This window comes from Pseudomonas panipatensis (assembly GCF_900099785.1).
GTDB lineage: Bacteria > Pseudomonadota > Gammaproteobacteria > Pseudomonadales > Pseudomonadaceae > Pseudomonas > Pseudomonas panipatensis.
Genome location: NZ_FNDS01000009.1, coordinates 42,864 through 64,892 on the forward strand (window position 1 = coordinate 42,864; position 22,029 = coordinate 64,892).

General features: G+C 62.9%; 22 protein-coding genes. 16 read left to right on the top strand and 6 right to left on the bottom strand.

From position 1 onward, the window contains the following. Positions 1-5: 5 nt before the first annotated feature. From BLQ74_RS20205 to hisC, 7 genes are all read left to right on the top strand, one after another. Positions 6-659 carry an MlaC/ttg2D family ABC transporter substrate-binding protein gene (locus BLQ74_RS20205; protein ID WP_090265599.1) on the top strand — a complete coding sequence of 218 codons (654 nt, stop codon included), beginning with the start codon at positions 6-8 and terminating at the stop codon, positions 657-659. After that, entirely contained in the window at positions 656-967 is a 312-nt protein-coding gene (locus BLQ74_RS20210; protein ID WP_090265601.1) for an STAS domain-containing protein, read from the top strand. The genes BLQ74_RS20205 and BLQ74_RS20210 overlap by 4 nt, the downstream gene beginning before the upstream one ends. A gap of 116 nt (positions 968-1,083) precedes the next feature. Further along, positions 1,084-1,323 carry a BolA family protein gene (locus BLQ74_RS20215; RefSeq protein ID WP_090265602.1) on the top strand — a complete coding sequence of 80 codons (240 nt, stop codon included), beginning with the start codon at positions 1,084-1,086 and terminating at the stop codon, positions 1,321-1,323. A gap of 22 nt (positions 1,324-1,345) precedes the next feature. After that, positions 1,346-2,611, top strand: a complete 1,266-nt coding sequence (gene murA, locus BLQ74_RS20220) for a UDP-N-acetylglucosamine 1-carboxyvinyltransferase (RefSeq protein ID WP_090265603.1) — start codon at positions 1,346-1,348, stop codon at positions 2,609-2,611. Positions 2,612-2,623: 12 nt separating this feature from the next. Continuing rightward, positions 2,624-3,259, top strand: a complete 636-nt coding sequence (gene hisG / locus BLQ74_RS20225; protein WP_090265605.1) for an ATP phosphoribosyltransferase — start codon at positions 2,624-2,626, stop codon at positions 3,257-3,259. A 122-nt stretch (positions 3,260-3,381) separates the two neighbouring features. Continuing rightward, the gene (gene hisD / locus BLQ74_RS20230) at positions 3,382-4,692 is read left to right on the top strand and encodes a histidinol dehydrogenase (RefSeq protein WP_090265606.1); all 1,311 of its coding nucleotides are present in this window, start codon (positions 3,382-3,384) and stop codon (positions 4,690-4,692) included. Between the two features lie 65 nt (positions 4,693-4,757). Beyond that, positions 4,758-5,813, top strand: coding sequence for a histidinol-phosphate transaminase (gene hisC, locus BLQ74_RS20235; RefSeq protein ID WP_090265608.1), 1,056 nt, complete (start codon positions 4,758-4,760; stop codon positions 5,811-5,813). A 46-nt stretch (positions 5,814-5,859) separates the two neighbouring features. Here hisC and algW read toward each other — a convergent pair whose 3' ends face one another. After that, positions 5,860-7,008 carry a Do family serine endopeptidase AlgW gene (algW, locus tag BLQ74_RS20240; protein ID WP_090265610.1) on the bottom strand — a complete coding sequence of 383 codons (1,149 nt, stop codon included), beginning with the start codon at positions 7,006-7,008 and terminating at the stop codon, positions 5,860-5,862. A gap of 112 nt (positions 7,009-7,120) precedes the next feature. Between algW and BLQ74_RS20245 the strand changes: the two genes are divergently transcribed. Next, on the top strand, positions 7,121-7,879 hold the full coding sequence (locus tag BLQ74_RS20245) for a Nif3-like dinuclear metal center hexameric protein (protein ID WP_090265612.1): 759 nt from the start codon (positions 7,121-7,123) through the stop codon (positions 7,877-7,879). A gap of 76 nt (positions 7,880-7,955) precedes the next feature. Here the strand turns inward: BLQ74_RS20245 and mltB are convergent, their stop codons facing one another. Next, positions 7,956-9,053, bottom strand: a complete 1,098-nt coding sequence (gene mltB, locus BLQ74_RS20250) for a lytic murein transglycosylase B (protein ID WP_090265614.1) — start codon at positions 9,051-9,053, stop codon at positions 7,956-7,958. A gap of 532 nt (positions 9,054-9,585) precedes the next feature. Here mltB and cysD point away from each other — a divergent pair. After that, positions 9,586-10,503: a sulfate adenylyltransferase subunit CysD gene (cysD, locus tag BLQ74_RS20255; RefSeq protein ID WP_090265617.1), complete on the top strand. Its 918-nt coding sequence runs from the start codon at positions 9,586-9,588 to the stop codon at positions 10,501-10,503. A gap of 12 nt (positions 10,504-10,515) precedes the next feature. After that, positions 10,516-12,417 (top strand): sulfate adenylyltransferase subunit CysN, encoded by a 1,902-nt coding sequence (gene cysN, locus BLQ74_RS20260; RefSeq protein ID WP_090265619.1) that lies wholly within the window; start codon positions 10,516-10,518, stop codon positions 12,415-12,417. 124 nt (positions 12,418-12,541) lie between these two features. Here the strand turns inward: cysN and BLQ74_RS20265 are convergent, their stop codons facing one another. Next, positions 12,542-12,985, bottom strand: a complete 444-nt coding sequence (locus BLQ74_RS20265; protein ID WP_090265621.1) for a Z-ring associated ZapG family protein — start codon at positions 12,983-12,985, stop codon at positions 12,542-12,544. A 137-nt stretch (positions 12,986-13,122) separates the two neighbouring features. Here BLQ74_RS20265 and BLQ74_RS20270 point away from each other — a divergent pair, with 137 nt between their 5' ends. From BLQ74_RS20270 to zapE, 3 genes are all read left to right on the top strand, one after another. Continuing rightward, positions 13,123-13,767 (top strand): alpha/beta hydrolase, encoded by a 645-nt coding sequence (locus tag BLQ74_RS20270; protein ID WP_090265624.1) that lies wholly within the window; start codon positions 13,123-13,125, stop codon positions 13,765-13,767. Positions 13,768-13,809: 42 nt separating this feature from the next. Then, the gene (locus tag BLQ74_RS20275; RefSeq protein ID WP_090265626.1) at positions 13,810-15,156 is read left to right on the top strand and encodes a tryptophan--tRNA ligase; all 1,347 of its coding nucleotides are present in this window, start codon (positions 13,810-13,812) and stop codon (positions 15,154-15,156) included. A gap of 96 nt (positions 15,157-15,252) precedes the next feature. Further along, positions 15,253-16,347 (top strand): cell division protein ZapE, encoded by a 1,095-nt coding sequence (gene zapE / locus BLQ74_RS20280; RefSeq protein WP_090265628.1) that lies wholly within the window; start codon positions 15,253-15,255, stop codon positions 16,345-16,347. A gap of 67 nt (positions 16,348-16,414) precedes the next feature. Here the strand turns inward: zapE and BLQ74_RS20285 are convergent, their stop codons facing one another. Both BLQ74_RS20285 and BLQ74_RS20290 read right to left on the bottom strand, forming a co-directional pair. Further along, positions 16,415-17,377: a hypothetical protein gene (locus BLQ74_RS20285; protein WP_090265629.1), complete on the bottom strand. Its 963-nt coding sequence runs from the start codon at positions 17,375-17,377 to the stop codon at positions 16,415-16,417. 90 nt (positions 17,378-17,467) lie between these two features. Then, positions 17,468-18,367: a GlxA family transcriptional regulator gene (locus tag BLQ74_RS20290; RefSeq protein ID WP_170842833.1), complete on the bottom strand. Its 900-nt coding sequence runs from the start codon at positions 18,365-18,367 to the stop codon at positions 17,468-17,470. A 250-nt stretch (positions 18,368-18,617) separates the two neighbouring features. Here BLQ74_RS20290 and BLQ74_RS20295 point away from each other — a divergent pair, with 250 nt between their 5' ends. Continuing rightward, the gene (locus tag BLQ74_RS20295; RefSeq protein ID WP_170842826.1) at positions 18,618-19,763 is read left to right on the top strand and encodes an acyl-CoA dehydrogenase family protein; all 1,146 of its coding nucleotides are present in this window, start codon (positions 18,618-18,620) and stop codon (positions 19,761-19,763) included. A gap of 61 nt (positions 19,764-19,824) precedes the next feature. Here BLQ74_RS20295 and BLQ74_RS20300 read toward each other — a convergent pair whose 3' ends face one another. Then, positions 19,825-20,862 carry an NADP(H)-dependent aldo-keto reductase gene (locus BLQ74_RS20300; protein ID WP_090265634.1) on the bottom strand — a complete coding sequence of 346 codons (1,038 nt, stop codon included), beginning with the start codon at positions 20,860-20,862 and terminating at the stop codon, positions 19,825-19,827. Between the two features lie 245 nt (positions 20,863-21,107). On the opposite strand from BLQ74_RS20300, the gene rplM reads away from it, so the two are divergent. Both rplM and rpsI read left to right on the top strand, forming a co-directional pair. Further along, on the top strand, positions 21,108-21,536 hold the full coding sequence (gene rplM / locus BLQ74_RS20305; protein ID WP_090265635.1) for a 50S ribosomal protein L13: 429 nt from the start codon (positions 21,108-21,110) through the stop codon (positions 21,534-21,536). A gap of 14 nt (positions 21,537-21,550) precedes the next feature. Continuing rightward, positions 21,551-21,943 (top strand): 30S ribosomal protein S9, encoded by a 393-nt coding sequence (gene rpsI, locus BLQ74_RS20310; protein ID WP_090265637.1) that lies wholly within the window; start codon positions 21,551-21,553, stop codon positions 21,941-21,943. The last annotated feature ends 86 nt before the right edge of the window (positions 21,944-22,029 follow it).

The following is a 22,029-nucleotide window of genomic DNA, read 5'->3' on the forward strand; positions in this document are numbered from 1 at the left end:
ATGCCATGCTGACTCTTCTGCGTCGCGGCCTGCTGGTCCTGCTCGCCGCGCTGCCTCTGTTCGCTAATGCCGCACCTGGCGCACAGCAAGTCGTTCAGCAGACCGTCGATAGTCTGCTGTCCGATCTGAAGGCCAACAAATCGGCCTACAAGGCCGATCCCAAGCAGCTCTATGCCGCCCTGGACCGTATTCTCGGCCCGGTAGTGGACTCCGAGGGCATTGCCAAGGGCGTGATGACCATCAAGTATTCGCGCCAGGCCAGCCCCGAGCAGGTGAAGCGTTTCGAGACGGTGTTCAAGAACAGCCTGATGCAGTTCTATGGCAACGCCCTGCTCGAATACGACAACCAGGATATTCGTGTGCTGCCGGTGACCGGCAAGCAGGATCCGGATCGCACCAGCGTCAACATGGAGATCCGTGACAGCAAGGGCACCGTTTATCCGGTGCAGTACACCATGATCAGCCAGGACGGTACCTGGCGCCTGCGCAACGTGATCATCAACGGCATCAACATCGGCAAGTTGTTCCGTGACCAGTTCGCTGATTCCATGCAGAAGAATGGCAACGACCTGGAGAAGACCATCGCCGGTTGGGACCAGGTGGTGGCCAACGCCAAGGATGCCGCGAAAGGGCAGAAGGGCGGGGACAGCGCGCAATGAGTCAGCAGGCCGGTATTCGTGAGGTCGCGAGCGGCGAGTTAAGGCTGGCAGGCGTCCTCGACTACCGCAGTGGTCCCTTGTTGCGCGAGCAGGGTCGAGCCCTGATCTCGGCGAGCCAGGCGCCGCAACTGGTGCTGGACTGCTCGGAGGTCGAGAAGTCCAGCAGTGTCGGCATTTCTCTGCTGCTGGCGTACCTGCGCGATGCGCAAAAAGCCAAGAAAGCCCTGAAAATCCGGGGGCTGCCGCAGGACATGCAGGACATCGCCAAGGTCAGTGACCTGCTCGATATACTGCCGCTGCAGGCTTGACTTCGACCTGGCGAGCAAGCCCTCCGTCCGCGACTTCCCTTCCCGGGGTTCGCAGGCAGAGGGCTTTTTTGTATCATTGCCGACCCGCGCGCGTTGGGCGCCGATTGAGGTTGAGCATGCAGGCCATAGAAGTCAAAAACCTCCTGGAGGAAAAACTTCCGGGTACCCAGGTTGAAGTGGAAGGTGAGGGCTGCAACTTCCAGTTGAACCTGATCAGCGACGAGTTGGCCGGCCTCAGCCCGGTGAAGCGTCAGCAGCAGATCTATGCCCATCTCAACGATTGGATCGCCAATGGCAGCATCCACGCCGTAACCATGAAATTCTTCAGCCGCGCCGCCTGGGCCGAGCGTTCCTGAGCCGCCGGGGGAAATACTTGCTATGGATAAACTGATCATTACCGGCGGCTCTCGTCTCGATGGCGAGATCCGCATCTCCGGCGCGAAGAACTCCGCGCTGCCTATTCTCGCCGCCACCCTGCTGGCGGATACCCCGGTCACCGTGTGCAACCTGCCGCACCTGCACGACATCACCACCATGATCGAGCTGTTCGGTCGCATGGGCGTGCAGCCGGTGATCAACGAAAAGCTCAACGTCGAAGTCGACGCCAACAGCATCCGCACGCTGGTCGCGCCTTATGAGCTGGTGAAGACCATGCGGGCTTCCATCCTGGTGCTCGGCCCGATGGTCGCGCGCTTCGGTGAAGCCGAAGTGGCCCTGCCCGGTGGTTGCGCCATCGGCTCGCGTCCGGTCGATCTGCACATTCGTGGCCTCGAAGCCATGGGTGCGGAGATCATCGTCGAGGGTGGCTACATCAAGGCCAAGGCACCGGCTGGCGGTCTGCGTGGCGCGCACTTCTTCTTCGATACCGTCAGCGTGACCGGTACCGAGAACATCATGATGGCCGCCGCACTGGCCAATGGCCGTACCGTGCTGGAAAACGCCGCGCGCGAGCCGGAAGTGGTCGACCTGGCCAACTGCCTGATCGCGATGGGTGCACAGATTCAGGGTGCCGGCACCGACACCATCATCATCGATGGCGTCAAGCGTCTGGGCGGCGCCAAGTACAGCGTCATGCCCGACCGCATCGAGACCGGTACCTACCTGGTCGCGGCTGCCGCCACCGGTGGCCGAGTCAAGCTCAAGGATACCGATCCGACCATCCTCGAAGCCGTGCTGCTGAAGCTGGAAGAGGCGGGTGCGCAGATCAACACCGGCAACGACTGGATCGAGCTGGACATGAAGGGCAACCGGCCGAAGGCGGTGAATATCCGCACCGCGCCGTACCCGGCCTTCCCGACCGACATGCAGGCCCAGTTCATCTCGCTCAACGCAGTAGCCGAAGGGACTGGCGCGGTCATCGAGACGGTGTTCGAGAACCGCTTCATGCACGTCTACGAAATGAACCGCATGGGCGCGCAGATCCTGGTCGAAGGCAACACCGCCATCGTTACCGGCGTGCCGCAGCTCAAGGGCGCCCCGGTCATGGCTACCGACCTGCGCGCGTCGGCCAGCCTGGTGATCGCCGGCCTGGTGGCCGAAGGCGATACCCTGATCGACCGCATCTACCACATCGATCGTGGTTACGAGTGCATCGAAGAGAAGCTGCAACTCCTCGGCGCGAAGATTCGCCGCGTACCGGGCTAGGGCTGACCAGACATGCTGACCATTGCCCTGTCCAAGGGCCGTATCCTCGATGACACCCTGCCGCTGCTCGCAGCGGCGGGCATTGTGCCGACCGAGAATCCGGACAAGAGCCGCAAGCTGATCATCCCCACCAGCCTGGAAGACGTGCGCCTGCTGATCGTTCGCGCCACCGACGTGCCGACCTACGTCGAGCACGGCGCCGCGGATCTCGGCGTCGCCGGCAAGGACGTACTCATGGAGTACGGTGGCCAGGGCCTTTACGAGCCCCTGGACCTGCAGATCGCCAACTGCAAGCTGATGACCGCCGGTGCGATCGGTGTGCCCGAGCCCAAGGGCCGCCTGCGCGTGGCGACCAAGTTCGTCAACGTCGCCAAGCGTTACTACGCCGAGCAGGGGCGCCAGGTCGATGTGATCAAGCTCTACGGTTCCATGGAATTGGCGCCGCTGGTGGGCTTGGCCGACAAGATCATCGACGTGGTCGATACCGGCAACACCCTGCGCGCCAACGGCCTGGAACCCCAGGAACTGATCGCCACCATCAGCTCGCGGCTGGTCGTCAACAAGGCTTCGATGAAGATGCAGCACGCGCGCATCCAGGCCCTGATCGACACCCTGCGCGAAGCCGTCGAGGCGCGACACCGTCACTGATACCCCTGCGGCTCCGGGCCGCAGACGCCTATCCGTGTCATAGCCAAATTTTCTCGGGTGCCCGCACGGCAGGCTTGTTAGTCTAGCGGCGCCCGAGATCACGCCAATTAAAGAGGCCAGCTATGACCGCACCCTTCGCCATCCGTCGACTCAACGCCGCCGATCCGGACTTCGCGCGTCATCTGGACCATCTGCTGAGCTGGGAAAGCGTATCCGACGATGCCGTGAACCAGCGCGTGCTGGACATCATCGCCGCCGTGCGCAGCCGTGGCGACGCCGCCCTGGTTGAGTTCACCCAGCGTTTCGACGGCCTTGCCGTACAGTCCATGGCCGATCTGATCCTGCCGCGCGAGCGCCTGGAGCTGGCCCTGACCCGCATTACTCCGGCCCAGCGCGAAGCCCTGGAAACTGCCGCCGCGCGCGTGCGCAGCTACCACGAAAAGCAGAAGCAGGATTCCTGGCGCTACACCGAGGCCGACGGCACCGTGCTTGGCCAGCAGGTCACGCCGCTGGACCGCGCCGGTCTCTATGTCCCCGGCGGCAAGGCTTCCTACCCGTCGTCGGTACTGATGAACGCCATTCCGGCCAAGGTCGCCGGTGTCGCCGAAGTGGTGATGGTGGTGCCGACTCCGCGCGGTGAAATCAATGAAATCGTCCTCGCCGCGGCCTGCATCGCCGGTGTCGACCGCGTCTTCACCATCGGTGGCGCGCAGGCCGTGGCCGCGCTGGCCTACGGCACCGAGAGTGTGCCGCAGGTGGACAAGATCGTCGGCCCGGGCAACATCTATGTCGCCACCGCCAAGCGCCATGTGTTCGGCCAGGTCGGCATCGACATGATCGCCGGCCCCTCGGAAATCCTCGTGGTCTGCGATGGCGCTACCGATCCGGACTGGATCGCCATGGACCTGTTCTCCCAGGCCGAGCACGACGAGGACGCCCAGGCCATCCTGGTCAGCCCGGATGCGGCCTTCCTCGACAAGGTCGCGGCGAGCATCGACAAGCTGCTGCCGACCATGGAGCGCGCCGAGATCATTCGCACCTCGCTGCAGAACCGCGGGGCGCTGATCCTGGTCGCCGACCAGGCCCAGGCCTGCCAGGTCGCCAACCGTATCGCCCCGGAGCACCTGGAGCTGTCGGTCGCCGATCCGGAAAGCTGGCTGCCGCACATCCGGCACGCCGGCGCCATCTTCATGGGCCGCTACACCGCCGAGGCGCTGGGCGACTACTGTGCCGGACCGAACCACGTGCTACCGACCTCCGGTACCGCGCGCTTCTCCTCGCCGCTGGGCGTGTATGACTTCCAGAAACGCTCGTCGATCATCTTCTGCTCCGCCGACGGTGCTTCGGTACTGGCGGGCACCGCCTCGGTGCTGGCTCGCGGCGAATCGCTGACTGCCCACGCGCGCAGCGCCGAATACCGTATCAAGAACTGAATCCGTGCCGCCGCGCCCAGTGGGCGCGGCTTTACCGAACGAACGCTTTCGAGGAGAGAAGGGCGATGAGCAAATTCTGGAGCCCCTTCGTCAAAGACCTGGTGCCCTATGTGCCGGGCGAACAGCCGAAGCTGGCGAAGCTGGTCAAGCTGAACACCAACGAGAATCCCTATGGGCCATCGCCCAAGGTGCTGGAAGCCATCCAGGCGGAGCTGAGCGACAGCCTGCGCCTGTATCCCGATCCCAATGCCGACCGCCTGAAGCAGACCGTGGCCGGTTACTACGGGGTCCGCCCGAGCCAGGTCTTCGTCGGCAATGGTTCCGACGAAGTGCTGGCGCACGCCTTCCATGCCTTCTTCCAGCACTCGCTGCCGCTGCTCTTTCCGGACGTCACCTATAGCTTCTATCCGGTGTATTGCGGTCTCTACGGGATTCCCTTCGAAACCGTGGCGCTGGACGAGCAGTTCCAGATCCGCGTGGAAGATTACGCGCGACCGAATGGCGGCATCATCTTCCCCAACCCCAACGCACCCACGGGTTGCCTGTTACCGCTGGAGGCCATCGAGCGCCTGCTGCTGGCCAATCCCGACAGCGTGGTGCTGGTGGACGAGGCCTATGTCGACTTCGGTGGGGAAAGTGCGATCGCCCTGGTCGAGCGTTATCCGAACCTTCTGGTGGCGCAGACCCTGTCGAAGTCGCGTTCGCTGGCCGGCCTGCGGGTCGGTCTGGCGATCGGCCACGAGGATCTGATCGAGGCGCTGGAGCGGGTGAAGAACAGCTTCAACTCCTATCCCCTCGACCGCCTGGCCCAGGTCGGCGCGGTGGCGTCCTTCGAGGATCGTGCCTACTTCGAGCGCACCTGCAAGGCAGTCATCGACAGTCGCGAACGCTTGGTCGCTGAGTTGCGCGGCATGGGTTTCGAGGTGCTGCCCTCGGCGGCCAACTTCATCTTCGCCCGTCACCCGCAGCATGACGCCGCCACCCTGGCCGCCGCCTTGCGTGAGGATGGCGTGATCGTGCGCCACTTCAAGCAGGCGCGCATCGCCCAGTTCCTGCGGATCAGCATTGGCACCGAGGAGCAGAACCAGGCGCTGCTCGATGCCCTGCGTCCGCGTCTCTGACGCCAGTCGCTGCAATGAAAACGGCGCCCTCAGGCGCCGTTTTTCGTTACTGCGGGTTGGGCGTGGGCGGTGGCCGCAGGCCGACTTCCGCTTGCAGGGTGAGGCGCTTGCCGTTGCGCATCACGTCGATGGACACCTTCTCGTTGGGTTTGGTGCGTGCCACCTGGTTCATCGCCTTGCGCCCGTCGCTGGCCGGTTCGCCGTCGATGCTCAGGATGATATCGCCGGGCTGCATGCCGGCATGGGCTGCCGGACCGTCGCGGTAGACCCCGGCAACGACGATGCCGGCCTTGTCCTGCAAACCGAAGGATTCGGCCAGTTCCGGGGTCAGCGGTTGCACTTCGACGCCGAGCCAGCCGCGGATGACCTGGCCGTGCTCGATGATCGACTGCATCACGTCCAGCGCCAGCTTGACCGGAATGGCGAAGCCGATGCCTTGCGAGCCGCCGGATTTGGAGAAGATCGCGGTATTGATGCCGATCAGGTTGCCGTTGGCGTCGACCAGCGCGCCGCCGGAGTTGCCCGGGTTGATGGCCGCGTCGGTCTGGATGAAGTCTTCGTAGGTGTTCAGGCCGAGCTGATTGCGCCCGGTGGCGCTGATGATGCCCATGGTCACCGTCTGGCCAACGCCGAAGGGGTTGCCGATGGCCAGGCAGACGTCGCCGGTGCGGATGCCGTCGGAGCGGCCGAGGGTCATCACCGGCAGGTCCTTGAGGTCGATCTTCAGCACCGCGAGGTCGGTCTCCGGGTCGCTGCCGACCAGGTGGGCGATGGTTTCGCGGCCGTCGCGCAGGGCCACGATTATCTGGTCGGCGCCGGCGGTGACGTGGTTGTTGGTCAGCAGGTAGCCCTCGGGGCTCATGATCACCGCCGAGCCCAGGCTCGACTCCATGCGTTTCTGCTGTGGCAGGTTGTCGCCGAAGAAACGCCGGAACATGGGGTCGTCGAGCATGGAGTTGCTCGGTTTGCTGACCATCTTGGTGGTGTAGAGATTGGCGACCGCTGGCGCCGCCTGGGTCACCGCGTCGGCGTAGCTGACCGGGCCGCGCTGGATGCGGCTGAGCAGAGGCGCTTGCTGCAGGTGCACTTCCTGCTGCGGCAAGCCGACCCACTCAGGGTTACGCTGAATGATCAGCAGCGCCAGCAAGACGCCGACAAGCGCGGGCCAGCCGAGAAAACGCAGGGCCTTCAGCATCGAGGAAATCCTTGGGGTTGCTCGGCCAGGGGAAGGCCGATAGGGTGGCGGCCATTATACGGGCGGCCGGGCAAGAAAATAGCCGTCGAATCCGTGCCTTGGAGGAAATTCAATGGTGATCGATCTGACAGCGCTGGTCGAAGAAGCCGATCGTTTCCTGGATGTCGCGCGTATCCAGGATTACTGCCCCAATGGCCTGCAGGTCGAAGGCCGGGCGCAGGTGCGGCGTATAGTCAGCGGCGTCACTGCCAGCCAGGCGCTGCTGGATGCCGCGGTGGCCGCCGATGCCGATGCGGTGCTGGTCCACCATGGCTATTTCTGGAAGGGCGAGAACCCTTGCGTGGTGGGCATGAAGCAGCGTCGTCTGAAAACCCTGCTCAGCCACGATATCAGCCTGCTGGCCTATCACTTGCCGCTGGATCTGCACCCCGAGGTGGGTAACAACGTGCAGTTGGCGCGCCAGCTCGGTCTGACCATCGAGGGGCCGCTGGAACCGGGCAATCCGCGCTCCATCGTACTGCTCGGCGCGCCGGCGGAGCCGCTATCGCCCGCTGACTTCGCCGCTCAGGTAGCGCGCTCGCTCGGCCGCGAGCCGCTGCTGGTCGAGGGGCAGCGAGCGATCCGGCGTATCGCCTGGTGCACCGGTGGCGCCCAAGGCTACATCGACCAGGCCATCGCCGCCGGGGTCGACGCCTACCTGACCGGAGAGGTTTCCGAGCAGACCGTGCATAGCGCGCGGGAAAACGGTATCACCTTCATCGCCGCCGGCCATCACGCGACCGAACGCTATGGCGTGCAGGCGCTGGGGCGTTACCTGGCCGAACGCTTCGGCATCGAACACCAGTTCATCGATTGTCCGAACCCGGCGTGAGCTAGCCACCGAGTGCGCTTGAGGAAGCGCAGCCCAGGGCCAGCTTGGGGCGGCCCTGGCGGAGGCGATTGACCCATCAGTAGCGGTGGCGTGCCTGGCCTACGGATTCCCCCAGTTGCCACACCGCCATCGCATAGTGCGTGCTGTGGTTGTAGCGGGTAATGACGTAGAAGTTCGGCAGGCCGTACCAGTATTGATAGTTCCTGCCCATGTCCAGGCGCAGCAGGCTGGCGCTATCGTGCTTGCCCAGCGAGCCTTCCGGGCGCAGGCCGGCCGCGCCCAGCGCGCTGAGCGGATATTGCGTTTCGAAGCCGTTGTCCAGCGAGGGGGCCTGGCCGATAGCGGGCACGGCTATGGTGTCGCCGGCAACCCAGCCGTGTTGCTTGAAGTAGTTGGCGACACTGCCGATGGCGTCTCGCGGGTTCCAGAGGTCGATATGCCCGTCGCCATCGAAATCGACCGCGTACTGGGCGAACGAGGACGGCATGAACTGGCCGTAGCCCATGGCGCCGGCGTAGGAGCCCCGCAAGCTCAGCGGGTCGTTGCTTTCCTTGCGCGCCAACAGCAGGAACTGCTCCAGTTCGCCGGAGAAGAAGTCGGCACGCCGTGGATAGGCGAACGCCAGGGTGGCCAGCGCATCGATGGTGCGGGTCTTGCCCATCACGCGACCCCAGCGGGTCTCCACGCCAATGATGCCGACGATGATCTCCGGCGGAACACCATAGGTCCGCCAGGCGCGTTGCAGCGCATCGTCATACTGATTCCAGAACGCCACGCCGTTCTGAATGTTCTCCGGCGTAATGAATTTCTTGCGATAGCGGATCCAGGCGCCGTTGGGGCCATAGGGCCCCTGGTAGATCGGCGCCTGTTGGTCCATCAGGCGGATGACCCAGTCCAGGCGCTGAGTCTGCGCCAGCACATCCTGTAGCTGCTGGCGATTGAAGCCGTGCTGGCTCACCATCTTGTCGATGAAGTGCAGCGCATTCGGATTGTTGGCGAATTCGCCGCTCAACGGGCGAGTCGCCTGAGCAGCGTTCAAGTCGACATAGGTGCGTGACGGGATGGCGTTTTTGGTGTTGTTCTGGACGGCGGCTGTTTCTGGTGGCGAGACCGGCTTGCTGCTGCACGCGGAGATCAGGAAAAACAGGGGCAGAAGAAGAGCGATGCGGCGCATTGGAAATCTGCAGGTAGTGAAAAAAGTGAGCGCTATGTTAGCGCGGTACAGGGCGCAGACAAGTATGCGTATGGGTATGTCGCGGCGGCTCTTGCGCTGCACTTGGAAGCCCCTTAATTACCGTTGAGCCGCTTGTCGAGGAGCCATATTCCTTTATGTGCAGGGTGCGATAGTTTTCAGTTCGCTTTATCGCTTATTGGCCATCGCCGGTTTTTTTATTGAAGGACTTATGTGGCTGGAGTTGCCATCGATAGTTTGGATGTTTATCGACGGGCAACTTGCTTCGGACGTGTCGGCTATTGGCCATGCCGGTCCGCCCCGTTCAGGAAATCAGCGACTCTTCGATGCGCGCCGAGCTTGCGCGTGGACGCCTTTCGCGGGTGCTGCGGCGGCGGCTGAAACACTGCGCTGCGCGGCTATATGGGTATGTTTTTTCGGTATAAAAGGCCATCCGGTTAGAGTCCGGCGTTGTGGTAGAGTGCGCGCTCGTCTACGGCCCGAAGGCCGTCCATAAGCAATTCCGTGAGTAGCCATGGTCGACAAACTGACGCATCTGAAACAGTTGGAGGCGGAAAGCATCCACATCATCCGTGAGGTCGCCGCCGAGTTCGATAACCCGGTGATGCTGTACTCGATCGGTAAGGACTCCGCGGTGATGCTGCATCTCGCGCGCAAGGCCTTCTTCCCCGGCAAGCTGCCGTTCCCGGTGATGCACGTCGACACTCGCTGGAAGTTCCAGGAGATGTACAGCTTCCGCGACAAGATGGTCGCCGAGATGGGCCTGGACCTGATCACCCACGTCAACCCGGAAGGCGTCGCCCAGGACATCAATCCCTTCACTCACGGCAGCGCCAAGCACACCGACATCATGAAGACCGAAGGCCTCAAGCAGGCCCTCGACAAGTACGGCTTCGATGCCGCCTTCGGTGGTGCCCGCCGCGATGAAGAGAAGTCCCGCGCCAAGGAGCGTGTCTACTCGTTCCGCGACAGCAAGCACCGCTGGGACCCGAAGAACCAGCGTCCGGAGCTGTGGAACATCTATAACGGCAAGGTGAAGAAGGGCGAGTCGATCCGCGTCTTCCCGCTGTCCAACTGGACCGAGCTGGACATCTGGCAATACATCTATCTGGAACAGATCCCGATCGTTCCCCTGTACTTCGCCGCCGAGCGCGATGTGATCGAGATGAACGGCGCGCTGATCATGATCGACGACGAGCGCATCCTCGAGCACCTTACGGACGAACAGAAGGCCAGCATTCAGAAGAAGATGGTGCGTTTCCGCACCCTCGGCTGCTACCCGCTGACCGGTGCGGTGGAGTCCACCGCCACTTCGCTGCCGGAAATCATCCAGGAAATGCTCCTGACTCGTACTTCCGAACGCCAGGGCCGGGTCATCGACCACGACCAGGCCGGTTCGATGGAAGAAAAGAAACGTCAGGGCTACTTCTAAGGTTCTCGCACCATGTCGCACCAATCCGATCTGATCAGCGAGGACATCCTCGCTTACCTGGCCCAGCACGAACGCAAGGAACTCCTGCGCTTCCTCACCTGCGGCAACGTCGACGATGGCAAGAGCACCCTGATCGGGCGCCTGCTGCACGACTCCAAGATGATCTACGAGGACCACCTCGAGGCCATCACCCGGGACTCGAAGAAAGTCGGCACCACTGGCGACGACGTCGACCTGGCGCTGCTGGTGGACGGCCTGCAGGCTGAGCGCGAGCAGGGCATCACCATCGATGTGGCCTACCGCTACTTCAGCACCGCCAAGCGCAAGTTCATCATCGCCGACACCCCCGGCCATGAGCAGTACACCCGCAACATGGCCACCGGCGCGTCGACCTGCGACCTGGCGATCATCCTGATCGACGCGCGCTACGGCGTGCAGACCCAGACCCGCCGGCACAGCTTCATCGCCTCGCTGCTGGGCATCAAGCACATCGTGGTCGCCATCAACAAGATGGACCTGATGGACTTCGATCAGGCGGTCTTCGAGAAGATCAAGGCCGACTACCTGCAATTCGCCGAGCGCATCAAGCTGAACGCTTCGTCGCTGCACTTCGTGCCCATGTCGGCGCTCAAGGGCGACAACGTGGTCAACCGCAGCGAGCGCGCGCCCTGGTATGAGGGCAAGCCGCTGATGGAGATCCTCGAATCGGTGGAAATCGCCGCCGACCGCAACCTCGACGACATGCGTTTCCCGGTGCAGTACGTCAACCGTCCGAACCTGAACTTCCGCGGTTTCGCCGGCACCCTGGCTAGCGGCATCGTGCACAAGGGCGACGAGATCATGGCGTTGCCGTCGGGCAAGACCAGCAAGGTCAAGTCCATCGTCACCTTCGAGGGCGAGTTGGAGGAGGCCATTCCCGGCCAGGCCATCACCCTGACCCTGGAAGACGAGATCGACGTGTCCCGCGGCGACATGCTGGTGCATGCCGATAATCGCCCGCAGGTCACCGACAGCTTCGACGCCATGCTGGTGTGGATGGCTGAAGAACCGATGCTGCCCGGCAAGAAATACGACATCAAGCGCGCCACCAGCTATGTGCCGGGCTCGATTCCGAGCATCACCCACAAGGTCGATGTGAACACCCTGGAAGAGACCGCAGCCAGCGAACTCAAGCTCAACGAGATCGCCCGTGTGAAGGTCAGCCTGGATGCGCCCATCGCCCTCGATGGCTATGCACAGAACCGCACCACCGGCGCCTTCATCGTCATCGATCGGTTGACCAATGGCACCGTCGGCGCCGGCATGATCATCGCCGCACCGCGGGTTGCGCAGGGCGCTGGCAGCCACCATGGTCAGGGTGCCCATGTCGCCCGTGAAGAGCGCGCTGCGCGCTTTGGCCAGCAGCCGGCCACCGTGCTGTTCAGTGGCCTCTCCGGCGCCGGCAAGAGCACCTTGGCCTATGCCGTGGAGCGCAAGCTGTTCGACATGGGGCGTGCGGTCTATGTGCTGGATGGCCAGAACCTGCGTCATGACCTGAACAGGGGGCTGCCGCAGGATCGTGCCGGGCGCACCGAGAATTGGCTGCGCACCGCCCACGTCGCCAAGCAGTTCAACGAGGCCGGGCTGATCAGCCTGTGCGCCTTCGTCGCGCCGAGCGCCGAAGGTCGTGAGCAGGCCAGGGCGCTGCTCGGCGCCGAGCGGCTGATCACCGTCTACGTGCAGGCTTCCCCGCAAGTCTGCCGCGAGCGCGATCCGCAGGGCCTGTACGCTGCCGGCAAGGACAACATCCCTGGCGAGTCCTTCGCCTACGATGTGCCGCTGGATGCCGATCTGGTGATCGACACCCAGACCCAGTCGGTGGAAGACGGCGTCAAGGCAGTGCTCGACCTGCTGCGTCAGCGCGGCGCGATCTGAGTCGCCAGCGTTGAGAAAAGCCCCGCCCATGCGGGGCTTTTTCATGGGCGCGCGACAGTCGCCGGGACTTTTCCACAGGCAAAGAAAAGCCCCGCCATGGCGGGGCTTTTCTTGAAACCTGGGCTCAGTACTTGCCTTTCAGGCCGTAGGTCTCGTCCAGCGTGCCGGGCGCGTCCGAAGGTTTGGGCGCGTAGTCCTTCGGCGCTTCGTTGCTGGCCGGCGGCGTCAGGCGCTCGCGGCGCTCGGGGTATCCGTCCTCGGTGTGCAGGGCGGCCATCAGGCGCTGCCGGGTCTGCTCATCCAGGGCCAGGCGTTCGGCGCTCTCGGACAGGTGTTCCTGCACATCCTGGTAGCTCTGGGTGAGCTTCTTCACCAGGCTCGCGGTGGTATTGAAATGGGTGACGACTTCGCGCTGATAACTGTCGAAGCGGTCCTGCAAATCGTCCATTTGACGCTGCATTCGGTTGGGGGCTGCGCTGGGCAGCAATCGAGCGACCAGGAAACCGATGGCGGCCCCTACGAACAGGGCGATGACCGGCAGCAACCAGGCGGTGAGGGACTGTTCCACGCGAATCCTTCCTCTATAGACGGCTTTGCTTTACGTTAGCGGCTTGCACCTGCGCTGTATACCACGAGGCGAGCCTCGGCGTTGGCGCGGTATCGAGCTAGACGAGACGACCCGCTTCGGGGTCACGGAGTTACTGTTTGTCCACCCGCGAAATCCCACTCTTCATCGATGGCCCCGAAGGTCCGTTGGAGGCCTTGCACCTGGATACCCCCGACGCTGTCGGCGTGGCTCTGATCTGCCATCCACACCCACTGTTCGCCGGCACCATGCAGAACAAGGTGGTCGCCACCCTGCAACGCATCGCCCGCGATGCCGGCTACGCCACCCTGCGTTTCAATTTCCGTGGCGTCGGCCAGAGCGCCGGTGGCTATGGCGAAGGGCGCGGGGAGATCGACGACGCCCTGGCGGCGGCCCGTTGGCTGGGTGAGCGTCATCCCGGCTTGCCGCTGACCCTGATGGGTTTCTCCTTCGGCTCCTGCGTGGCCGGCAACGCCGCCGCGCGTCTGGAGAGCGACGGCGTGGCATTGCGCCGGCTGTTCATGTTGGCGCCGCCGGTGGAGCGCTTCGACGTCGAGCTGCCAGTTGACTGCCCGCTGACCGTGGTACAGCCGGAAGATGACGAAGTGGTGACGCCGGCGCGTGTCTACGCGTGGAGTGAATCGCTGGACAAGCCCCACGAGTTGCTGCGGGTGCCCGCGTGCAGCCACTTCTTCCACGGCAAGCTGATCGAGCTCAAGGAGCTGTTGCAGCCTCGACTCGCACCTATCGGCGCTGCGGGTTAACATCCGGGCCGCTCATTTTTCCGCGTTGACTTCTGGTATCCCATGACGACTCGCATCCTCACCGGCATCACCACCACCGGCACCCCGCACCTGGGTAACTACGCCGGCGCCATCCGGCCGGCGATCATCGCCAGCCGCGATCCGCAGGCGGACTCCTTTTATTTCCTGGCTGACTACCACGCGCTGATCAAGTGCGACGACCCGCTGCGTATCCAGCGTTCGCGTCTGGAGATCGCCGCCACCTGGCTGGCCTGTGGCCTGGATGCCGACAAGGCGACCTTCTACCGCCAGTCCGACATCCCCGAGATTCCCGAACTGACCTGGCTGCTGACCTGCGTCAGCGCCAAGGGCCTGCTCAACCGCGCGCATGCCTACAAGGCCACGGTGGACAAGAACCTGGAAGCCGGCGAAGACCCCGACGCCGGCGTCACCATGGGGCTGTACAGCTACCCGGTGCTGATGGCCGCGGACATCCTGATGTTCAACGCACACAAGGTTCCGGTCGGTCGCGACCAGATCCAGCACGTGGAAATGGCGCGCGACATCGGCCAGCGCTTCAACCATCTGTTCGGTGCCGGTCGTGAGTTCTTCACGCTGCCCGAGGCGGTGATCGAGGAGGACGTGGCGACACTGCCAGGTCTCGATGGCCGCAAGATGTCGAAGAGCTACGACAACACCATCCCGTTGTTTGGCAGCAGCAAGCAGCTCAAGGACGCCATCGCCCGCATCGTCACCGACTCGCGCGCGCCGGGCGAACCGAAGGACCCGGACAACTCGCACCTGGTCACCCTGTACCAGGCGTTCGCCACGCCGGCGCAACTGGCCGAGTTCCGTGCTGAGCTGCTGCAGGGGCTGGCCTGGGGCGAGGCCAAGCAGCGCCTGTTCCTGTTGCTCGAAAACGAACTGGGCGAAGCGCGCGAGCGTTACCACGCATTGATCGGTCGTCCTGGCGACCTGGAGGACATCCTCCTGGCCGGCGCCGCCAAGGCCCGGCGCATCGCCACGCCGTTCCTCGGCGAGCTGCGCGAGGCGGTCGGCCTGCGCTCCTTCCGCGAGCAGGTGCAGGTCGCCAGCGACGCCAAGAAAAAAACCAGCAAGAGTGCGCGCATCGTCAGCTTCCGCGAAGAGGACGGCAGCTTCCGTTTCCGCCTGCTGGATGCCGCCGGCGAGCAACTGCTGTTGTCCAGCGCCTTCGCCGATGGCAAGACGGCCGGCGCGGTGAGCAAGCGACTGCAGGGCGGCGAGGCCCTGGACCTGCGGGCCGAGGGCAATGCCTTCGCGCTCTGGCTGGATGGCGCGGTCGTGGCGCAAAGCCCGGCGTTCGCAGATGGCGATGCGCGCGATGCGGCCATCGAGCGTGTGCGCGAGGCCCTGGCGCCGCAGGAGTAAGGCCTGCGGCTGGCCATCTTCGACGGATGGCCGATTGCCAAGAGACGGGGCCGTCGCTAAAGTGTCGGCCCCGTTTTCGTTGCCTTGCTACCGATCATGACGCCTCTCGAGCGCTACCAGGAAGACCTGAAACGTCCCGATTTCTTCCACGATGCAGCACAGGCCAATGCCGTGAAGCATCTGCAACGTCTCTACGATGACCTGCTGGCCGTCGACAAGGCCAAGCCAGGCCTGTTCGGCAAACTGCTCGGCAAGAAGTCCAACGAGCCCGTCAAGGGCTTGTATTTCTGGGGCGGTGTGGGTCGCGGCAAGACCTATCTGGTGGATACCTTCTTCGACGCTCTGCCGTTCAAGCAGAAGATGCGGACACACTTCCACCGCTTCATGAAACGCGTCCACGAGGAAATGAAAACCCTCAAGGGCGAGAAGAACCCGCTGACCATCATCGGCAAGCGCTTCGCCGACGAGGCACGGGTGATCTGCTTCGACGAATTCTTCGTTTCCGACATCACCGACGCCATGATCCTCGCGACCTTGCTCGAGGAGCTGTTCAAGAATGGCGTCAGCCTGGTGGCGACTTCCAACATCGTGCCGGACGGCCTGTACAAGGACGGTCTGCAGCGTGCCCGCTTCCTGCCGGCCATTGCGCTGCTCAAGCGGCACACCGAGGTGGTCAACGTCGACAGCGGTGTCGATTACCGTCTGCGTGCTCTGGAGCAGGCCGAGCTGTATCACTGGCCGCTCAGCGAGCATGCCGAACAGGCCATGGCCCGCGATTTCAACAAACTCACGCCGGAGTGCGCCGCCGCCACTCGCAATGACGTGCTGATGATCGAGAATCGCGAGATTCGTTCGCGCCTCACCTGCGATGACGTGGCCTGGTTCGAATTCCGTGAACTCTGCGATGGGCCGCGTAGCCAGAACGACTACATCGAACTGGCGAAGATCTTCCACGCGGTGCTGATCTCCAATGTCGAGCAGATGGGCGTGGCCAAGGACGACATGGCGCGACGCTTCATCAACCTGGTGGACGAGTTCTACGATCGCAACGTCAAACTGATCCTCTCCGCCGAGGTCGAGCTGAAAGACCTCTATACCGGCGGGCGTCTGGAGTTCGAATTCCAGCGCACCCTCAGTCGCCTGCTGGAAATGCAGTCCCACGAGTACCTGAGCCGTCCGCACCGGCCCTGAGTCTGGTGGTGCAATGAAAAAGGGGGTTGCCACTGGCAACCCCCTTTTTTTGTCCGGCGTGCTTGGCTCAGCGTTGCGCGGTGCGTTGCTGGGCGCTTTGCAGGAGCTTCTGCGCGTGAGCCACCTCAAGCGCTTCCATAGCGGTGCTCGGCTTGATCGCGATGGCTTGTTTGAGCTGGTCGAGAGCCTTCTGCTGCTGATCGTCGCCATAGATGTAGCCGAGGGCGTTGGCGTATTCGTAGTGACCGATCGGCAGATCGTCGCTGGCGCGGAAGGAGCGGGCAAAGAACTGCTCCATCTTGTCCGTGCTGACGCCGTAGGTCATGCGTCCGACCATCTTGCCGACCTTGCGGATCACCCCGGCCTGGTAGCCGCCATAGAGGGCGAGGGCGTAAGGCTGGTTCGGTTGCTTGGCGAGGATGGCGTCCAGCTCCTTGGGGATTTCGCTGGTGTAGCCGCGCTTGAGCACCACCGGAACCGGGAGTTCCTCGGCCAGGCGCGCCTTGGCATAGGCGCGCCCGAACTGGGCGATGGGATCGGCATTGAGCAGCGGCCCGGCCTGATCGGTGTAACTGATCACTTCTTCGAGCAGGCGCTGTTTTTCATCCTGGTTGGGCGCCAGGAACATGGCGTAGAGCACTTGGGCGAACATCGCCGGTACCTGGCCGCCGACACCGAGCGCGAGGCCGTCCTTCTTCGCCTCGGCGAAGTCGCCGTGGAATACCTTGCGCCACACTTCCTGCAGCTTGGCCGCGTAGGCTTGCGCCTCTTCGGGCTTGCCGCTGAACGCGCCGTTTGCCGCGGCCGTCTTGCTCAGGGCCTCGGGATGACTGCTGGCCATCTTGATCACCCAGTCGGCGTCCGGGAACGGGTAGCTGCCAAAGCCTCGGGTCAGCCGCGGCCAGGCGGCGCGAAGCTTGTCGCCGGAGTAGTCGAAGGCGCTCTGGTCGTAGGGGAAGGGTTTCCAATTGTCGTCCGCCACAGCCTGCAGGCTGAAGGCGGCCAGTAGGGCGAGCAGTAAGAGGCGCATGGTGGTATCCCGTGGATTTTCTTATGGAGGGCAGTCCTGATCATAGGCGGCTGCCCAGCCCCACGTTGCCTATCCTAGGGCTGGTGTGTTTCAGCTGTCTTTCCGCTGGTACTGGTTGCGATAGTGATTGGGTGACAGATTGGTGTGTTGGCGGAACAGGCGGGCGAAGAAGCTGGCGTCGTCGTAGCCGACTTCATAGCTGATGGTCTTGATGCTTTTGCGCGTGGTCGACAGCAGGCTGCGCGCGGTTTCGATACGCAAGCGTTGCAGGTAATGCAGTGGCTTGTCGCCGGTCGCTGCCTGGAAGCGCCGCATGAAGTTGCGAATGCTCATGCCGTGCTCGCGGGCGACGTCCTCGAAGCGGAACTTGTCCGAGTAGTGATCTTCCAGCCATTGCTGGATCTGCAGAATGGCCGGGTCCTGGTGCAGCTTCTGCCCGCCAAAGCCCAGCCGGCCGGGCGTGTAGCTACGCTGAACCTCATAGAGGATGTCGCGCGATACGCCCTGGGCGACGCTGACGCCGCAGAAACGCTCGATCAAGTAGAGATAGAGGTCGCGCGCCGAGGTCACGCCGCTGGCGCAGTAGAGGTCGTCGGCGTCGGTGATGTGCTTCTCGCGGTTCAGTGCGACCTTGGGATAGCGCGTGGCGAACTGGTCAAAGAAGCGCCAGTAGGTGGTCGCTTCCTTGCCATCGAGCAGGCCGGCTTCGGCCAGCCAGAAGACGCCCGTGGCCTCGCCGCAGATGACGCTGCCCGCGGCATGGCGCTGACGCAGCCAGGGGCCGATCTGGGGATGGCGCGAGATGAGGCTGTCGAAGTCGCCCCAGAAGGCCGGGATGATCACCAGATCGGGCTCGTCCAGCGTGCCATCCACCGCCAGCACGTCCCCGCTGAACGCGGTGACCGGCTTGCCGTCAGGGCTGATGATATGGATCTGGACCAGCGGGGTGAGGCCGAGTCCCTCCTGCTTGCCGAAGCGCAGGCCGGCCATGTGGAGGAAGTCCTTCGCCTGCATCAGGGTAGAGGCGAAGACCCCATCGGTCGCAAGGATGCTGACCCTTTTCAGGGGTGTTGCAGAGTAGTCGGGCATCGTTCTTATCGTTGTTGTTGAGGACCGCAACTGACGCCTAAGTGGTCAAATTGCGGCTGGATCGTCTTATTTTTTGGCGCATGTGTCCAGTGTTCGCTGGCTGGAGGGCTGCTCTACATTCGCTCCTCCTGCGGTATGAGCGCTCAATAGGGTGGTAACCATGATTCCAAGAACATTGTTCAGTTCCGACCATGAGCTTTTCCGCGACAGCGTGCGCAAATTCCTTGAACAGGAAGCCGTGCCTTTCCATGCGCAATGGGAGAAGGACGGCCACGTGGACCGTGCTCTGTGGAACAAGGCTGGCGAGGCCGGCATGCTCTGTTCTCATATTCCCGAGGCCTATGGCGGCATGGCTGCCGACTTCCTCTACAGCACGGTGGTCATCGAGGAGATCGGCCGCCTGGGCTTGACCGGCATCGGCTTCTCGCTGCATTCGGACATAGTCGCGCCCTACATCCTGCATTACGGTAGCGAGGCGCAGAAGCAACATTACTTGCCGAAGCTGATCTCCGGCGAGATGGTCAGTGCCATCGCGATGACCGAGCCGGGCGCCGGCTCCGACCTGCAGGGCGTGAAGACCACCGCGGTGCTGGATGGCGACGAATACGTCATCAATGGTTCCAAGACCTTCATCACCAACGGCTTCCTCGCCGATCTGGTGATAGTGGTTGCCAAGACCGACCCGAAGGCTGGCTCCAAGGGCATCAGCCTGTTCCTGGTCGAGGCCGGAACGCCGGGCTTCGCCAAGGGCAAGCGCCTGGAGAAGGTCGGCATGAAGGCTCAGGACACCTCCGAGCTGTTCTTCCAGGATGTGCGCGTGCCCAAGGAGAGTCTGCTGGGCAAGGAAGGGCAGGGTTTCATCTACCTGATGCAGGAATTGCCCCAGGAGCGCCTGACCGTAGCCTTGGGAGCCCTTGCATCGGCCGAGGCAGCGCTGAGTTGGACGCTGGACTACACCCGTGAACGCAAGGCCTTCGGCAAGGCCGTGGCGGACTTCCAGAATACCCGCTTCAAACTGGCCGAAATGGCGACCGAGATCCAGGTGGGGCGTGCCTTCGTCGATCGCTGCCTGGAACTGCACCTGCAGGGTAAGTTAGACGTGCCCACTGCGGCCATGGCCAAGTACTGGACCACCGATCTGCAGTGCAAGGTCCTCGACGAGTGCGTGCAGTTGCACGGTGGCTACGGTTTCATGTGGGAATATCCGATTGCCCGTGCCTGGGCTGATGCGCGAGTGCAGCGTATCTACGCCGGCACCAACGAGATCATGAAAGAAATCATCGCCCGTTCGCTGTAGCTTCAACGCGCTGACAAAAAGCCCGGCGGATGCCGGGCTTTTTGTTGCTGGTCGCCTGGATTCAGGGGGCGGGGTTGGGCTGGTCCTTGTGGATCGCCTCGATGCCTGCCAGCAGTTCGTCGGACAGTTGCAGTTGCATGCTGCCCAGGTTGCTCTGCAGTTGCTCCAACGACGTGGCGCCGATGATGTTGCTGGTGACGAAGGTTTGGCGGGTGACAAACGCCAGGGCCATTTGTGCCGGGTCTAGGCCATGTTCACGGGCCAGGGCTACATAGCGTGCGCAGGCGCGCTCGCTCTGCGGGTTGGTGTAGCGGGTGAAGCGGCTGAACAGGCTGATTCGCGCGTTCGCGGGGCGCGCGCCGTTCTCGTACTTGCCCGAGAGCATGCCGAAGGCCAGCGGCGAGTAGGCCAGCAGGCCGCATTGTTCGCGTATCGCGATTTCCGCCAGGCCGACCTCGAAGGAGCGGTTGAGCAGGTTGTAGGGATTCTGGATCGATACCGCCCGGGGCCAGCCGCGTTGCTCGGCGAGTTGGAGAAACTTCATGGCGCCCCAGGGCGTTTCGTTGGAAAGACCGACGTGGCGAATCTTGCCGGCGCGCACCTGCTCGTCGAGAACCTCCAGGGTTTCCTCCAGCGGAGTGAAGTCTTCATTCGTGTGGCGATAGCCGAGCTGGCCGAAGAAGTTGGTGCTGCGTTCCGGCCAATGCAGTTGATAGAGGTCGATCCAGTCGGTCTGCAGGCGCTTCAGGCTGGCGTCGAGCGCGGCGACGATATTCTTGCGGTCGTGCTTGAGTTGGCCGTCACGGATATGGGCGATGCCGTTGCCGGGGCCGGCGACCTTGCTGGCAAGGATCCATTGAGCGCGATCGCCGCGCTGGCGGAACCAGTTACCGATGATCTGTTCGGTGCGCGAGTAGGTTTCCGCGCGCGGCGGCACCGGGTACATCTCGGCGGTGTCGATGAAGTTGATCCCTGCCGCCTTGGCCAGGTCGATCTGGGCAAAGGCCTCGCTTTCGCTGTTCTGTTCGCCCCAGGTCATGGTGCCCAGGCAGAGAGCGCTGACTTTCAGTTCGGTGCGGCCGAGCGGGCGGTACTCCATGCGCGTTTCCTCGTGAAATTAAGTGCGTGATGCGGTTGTAAATTCTGCCGAATTCTGCATAATTCCGCAGCCTTTCATCGGCGGGGGATGCCTAGCCTGCCGATCGATATATCTAGTCGTTACGGACGCACACTGACCCGAGCCCCAAATCGTGTCTGTTTTCGGCTGTCCTTGACTTGTCAAGGCAACCACTGTCCAGTAAGATTCGCCGTCTTATTTTCAGGCGGCCCCTGAGGCTATAACGAATGAAAACTTTCACCGCGAAACCAGAAACTGTTAAGCGCGACTGGTTCGTCGTCGACGCTGCTGGCCTGACCCTGGGTCGTCTGGCTACCGAAATCGCTCGCCGTCTGCGTGGCAAGCACAAGCCGGAATACACCCCGCACGTTGACACCGGCGACTACATCGTCGTGATCAACGCTGAGCAGGTTCGTGTCACTGGCGCCAAAGCCACCGACAAGATGTACTACCATCACTCGGGCTTCCCGGGCGGTATCAAGTCGATCAACTTCGAGAAGCTGATTGCCAAGGCTCCCGAGCGTGTTATCGAGACTGCCGTCAAAGGCATGCTGCCGAAGAACCCGCTGGGTCGCGACATGTACCGCAAGCTGAAAGTGTACAAGGGTGCCAACCACCCGCACACCGCTCAGCAGCCTCAAGAACTGAAGATTTAACGGGATAGCTCATTATGTCGGCGACTCAAAATTACGGCACTGGCCGTCGTAAGACCGCTACCGCTCGCGTCTTCCTGCGTCCGGGTACTGGCAAGATTTCCATCAACAACCGTAGCCTCGACCAGTTCTTCGGTCGCGAAACCGCTCGCATGGTCGTGCGTCAGCCGCTCGAGCTGACCGAGTCCACCGAGAAGTTCGACATCTACGTCACCGTCGTCGGTGGTGGTGTCAGCGGTCAGGCCGGTGCGATCCGTCACGGTATCACCCGTGCGCTGATCGAGTATGACGAAACCCTGCGCAGCCCGCTGCGTAAGGCCGGCTACGTAACTCGCGACGCTCGCGAAGTTGAACGTAAGAAAGTCGGTCTGCGTAAAGCGCGTAAGCGTCCGCAGTACTCCAAGCGTTAATTTCAACGCTTCGAAAAAACGCCCAGTTCCAGCAGGACTGGGCGTTTTTTTATGTCTAGGATTTAAGGACTTGCAAGTTTGTGCGC

Bases quoted from the DNA above. Each gene is read 5' to 3' on its own strand.
- BLQ74_RS20245 (WP_090265612.1), top strand. From the start codon at position 7,121: ATGGTGATCGATCTGACAGCGCTGGTCGAAGAAGCCGATCGTTTCCTG.
- BLQ74_RS20275 (WP_090265626.1), top strand. From the start codon at position 13,810: ATGACGACTCGCATCCTCACCGGCATCACCACCACCGGCACCCCGCAC.
- BLQ74_RS20210 (WP_090265601.1), top strand. From the start codon at position 656: ATGAGTCAGCAGGCCGGTATTCGTGAGGTCGCGAGCGGCGAGTTAAGG.
- BLQ74_RS20285 (WP_090265629.1), bottom strand. From the start codon at position 17,377: ATGCGCCTCTTACTGCTCGCCCTACTGGCCGCCTTCAGCCTGCAGGCT.
- rplM (WP_090265635.1), top strand. From the start codon at position 21,108: ATGAAAACTTTCACCGCGAAACCAGAAACTGTTAAGCGCGACTGGTTC.
- zapE (WP_090265628.1), top strand. From the start codon at position 15,253: ATGACGCCTCTCGAGCGCTACCAGGAAGACCTGAAACGTCCCGATTTC.
- BLQ74_RS20215 (WP_090265602.1), top strand. From the start codon at position 1,084: ATGCAGGCCATAGAAGTCAAAAACCTCCTGGAGGAAAAACTTCCGGGT.
- hisC (WP_090265608.1), top strand. From the start codon at position 4,758: ATGAGCAAATTCTGGAGCCCCTTCGTCAAAGACCTGGTGCCCTATGTG.
- hisD (WP_090265606.1), top strand. From the start codon at position 3,382: ATGACCGCACCCTTCGCCATCCGTCGACTCAACGCCGCCGATCCGGAC.
- hisG (WP_090265605.1), top strand. From the start codon at position 2,624: ATGCTGACCATTGCCCTGTCCAAGGGCCGTATCCTCGATGACACCCTG.
- cysN (WP_090265619.1), top strand. From the start codon at position 10,516: ATGTCGCACCAATCCGATCTGATCAGCGAGGACATCCTCGCTTACCTG.
- BLQ74_RS20205 (WP_090265599.1), top strand. From the start codon at position 6: ATGCTGACTCTTCTGCGTCGCGGCCTGCTGGTCCTGCTCGCCGCGCTG.
- BLQ74_RS20300 (WP_090265634.1), bottom strand. From the start codon at position 20,862: ATGGAGTACCGCCCGCTCGGCCGCACCGAACTGAAAGTCAGCGCTCTC.
- murA (WP_090265603.1), top strand. From the start codon at position 1,346: ATGGATAAACTGATCATTACCGGCGGCTCTCGTCTCGATGGCGAGATC.
- BLQ74_RS20290 (WP_170842833.1), bottom strand. From the start codon at position 18,367: ATGGCCGGCCTGCGCTTCGGCAAGCAGGAGGGACTCGGCCTCACCCCG.
- algW (WP_090265610.1), bottom strand. From the start codon at position 7,008: ATGCTGAAGGCCCTGCGTTTTCTCGGCTGGCCCGCGCTTGTCGGCGTC.
- cysD (WP_090265617.1), top strand. From the start codon at position 9,586: ATGGTCGACAAACTGACGCATCTGAAACAGTTGGAGGCGGAAAGCATC.
- mltB (WP_090265614.1), bottom strand. From the start codon at position 9,053: ATGCGCCGCATCGCTCTTCTTCTGCCCCTGTTTTTCCTGATCTCCGCG.
- rpsI (WP_090265637.1), top strand. From the start codon at position 21,551: ATGTCGGCGACTCAAAATTACGGCACTGGCCGTCGTAAGACCGCTACC.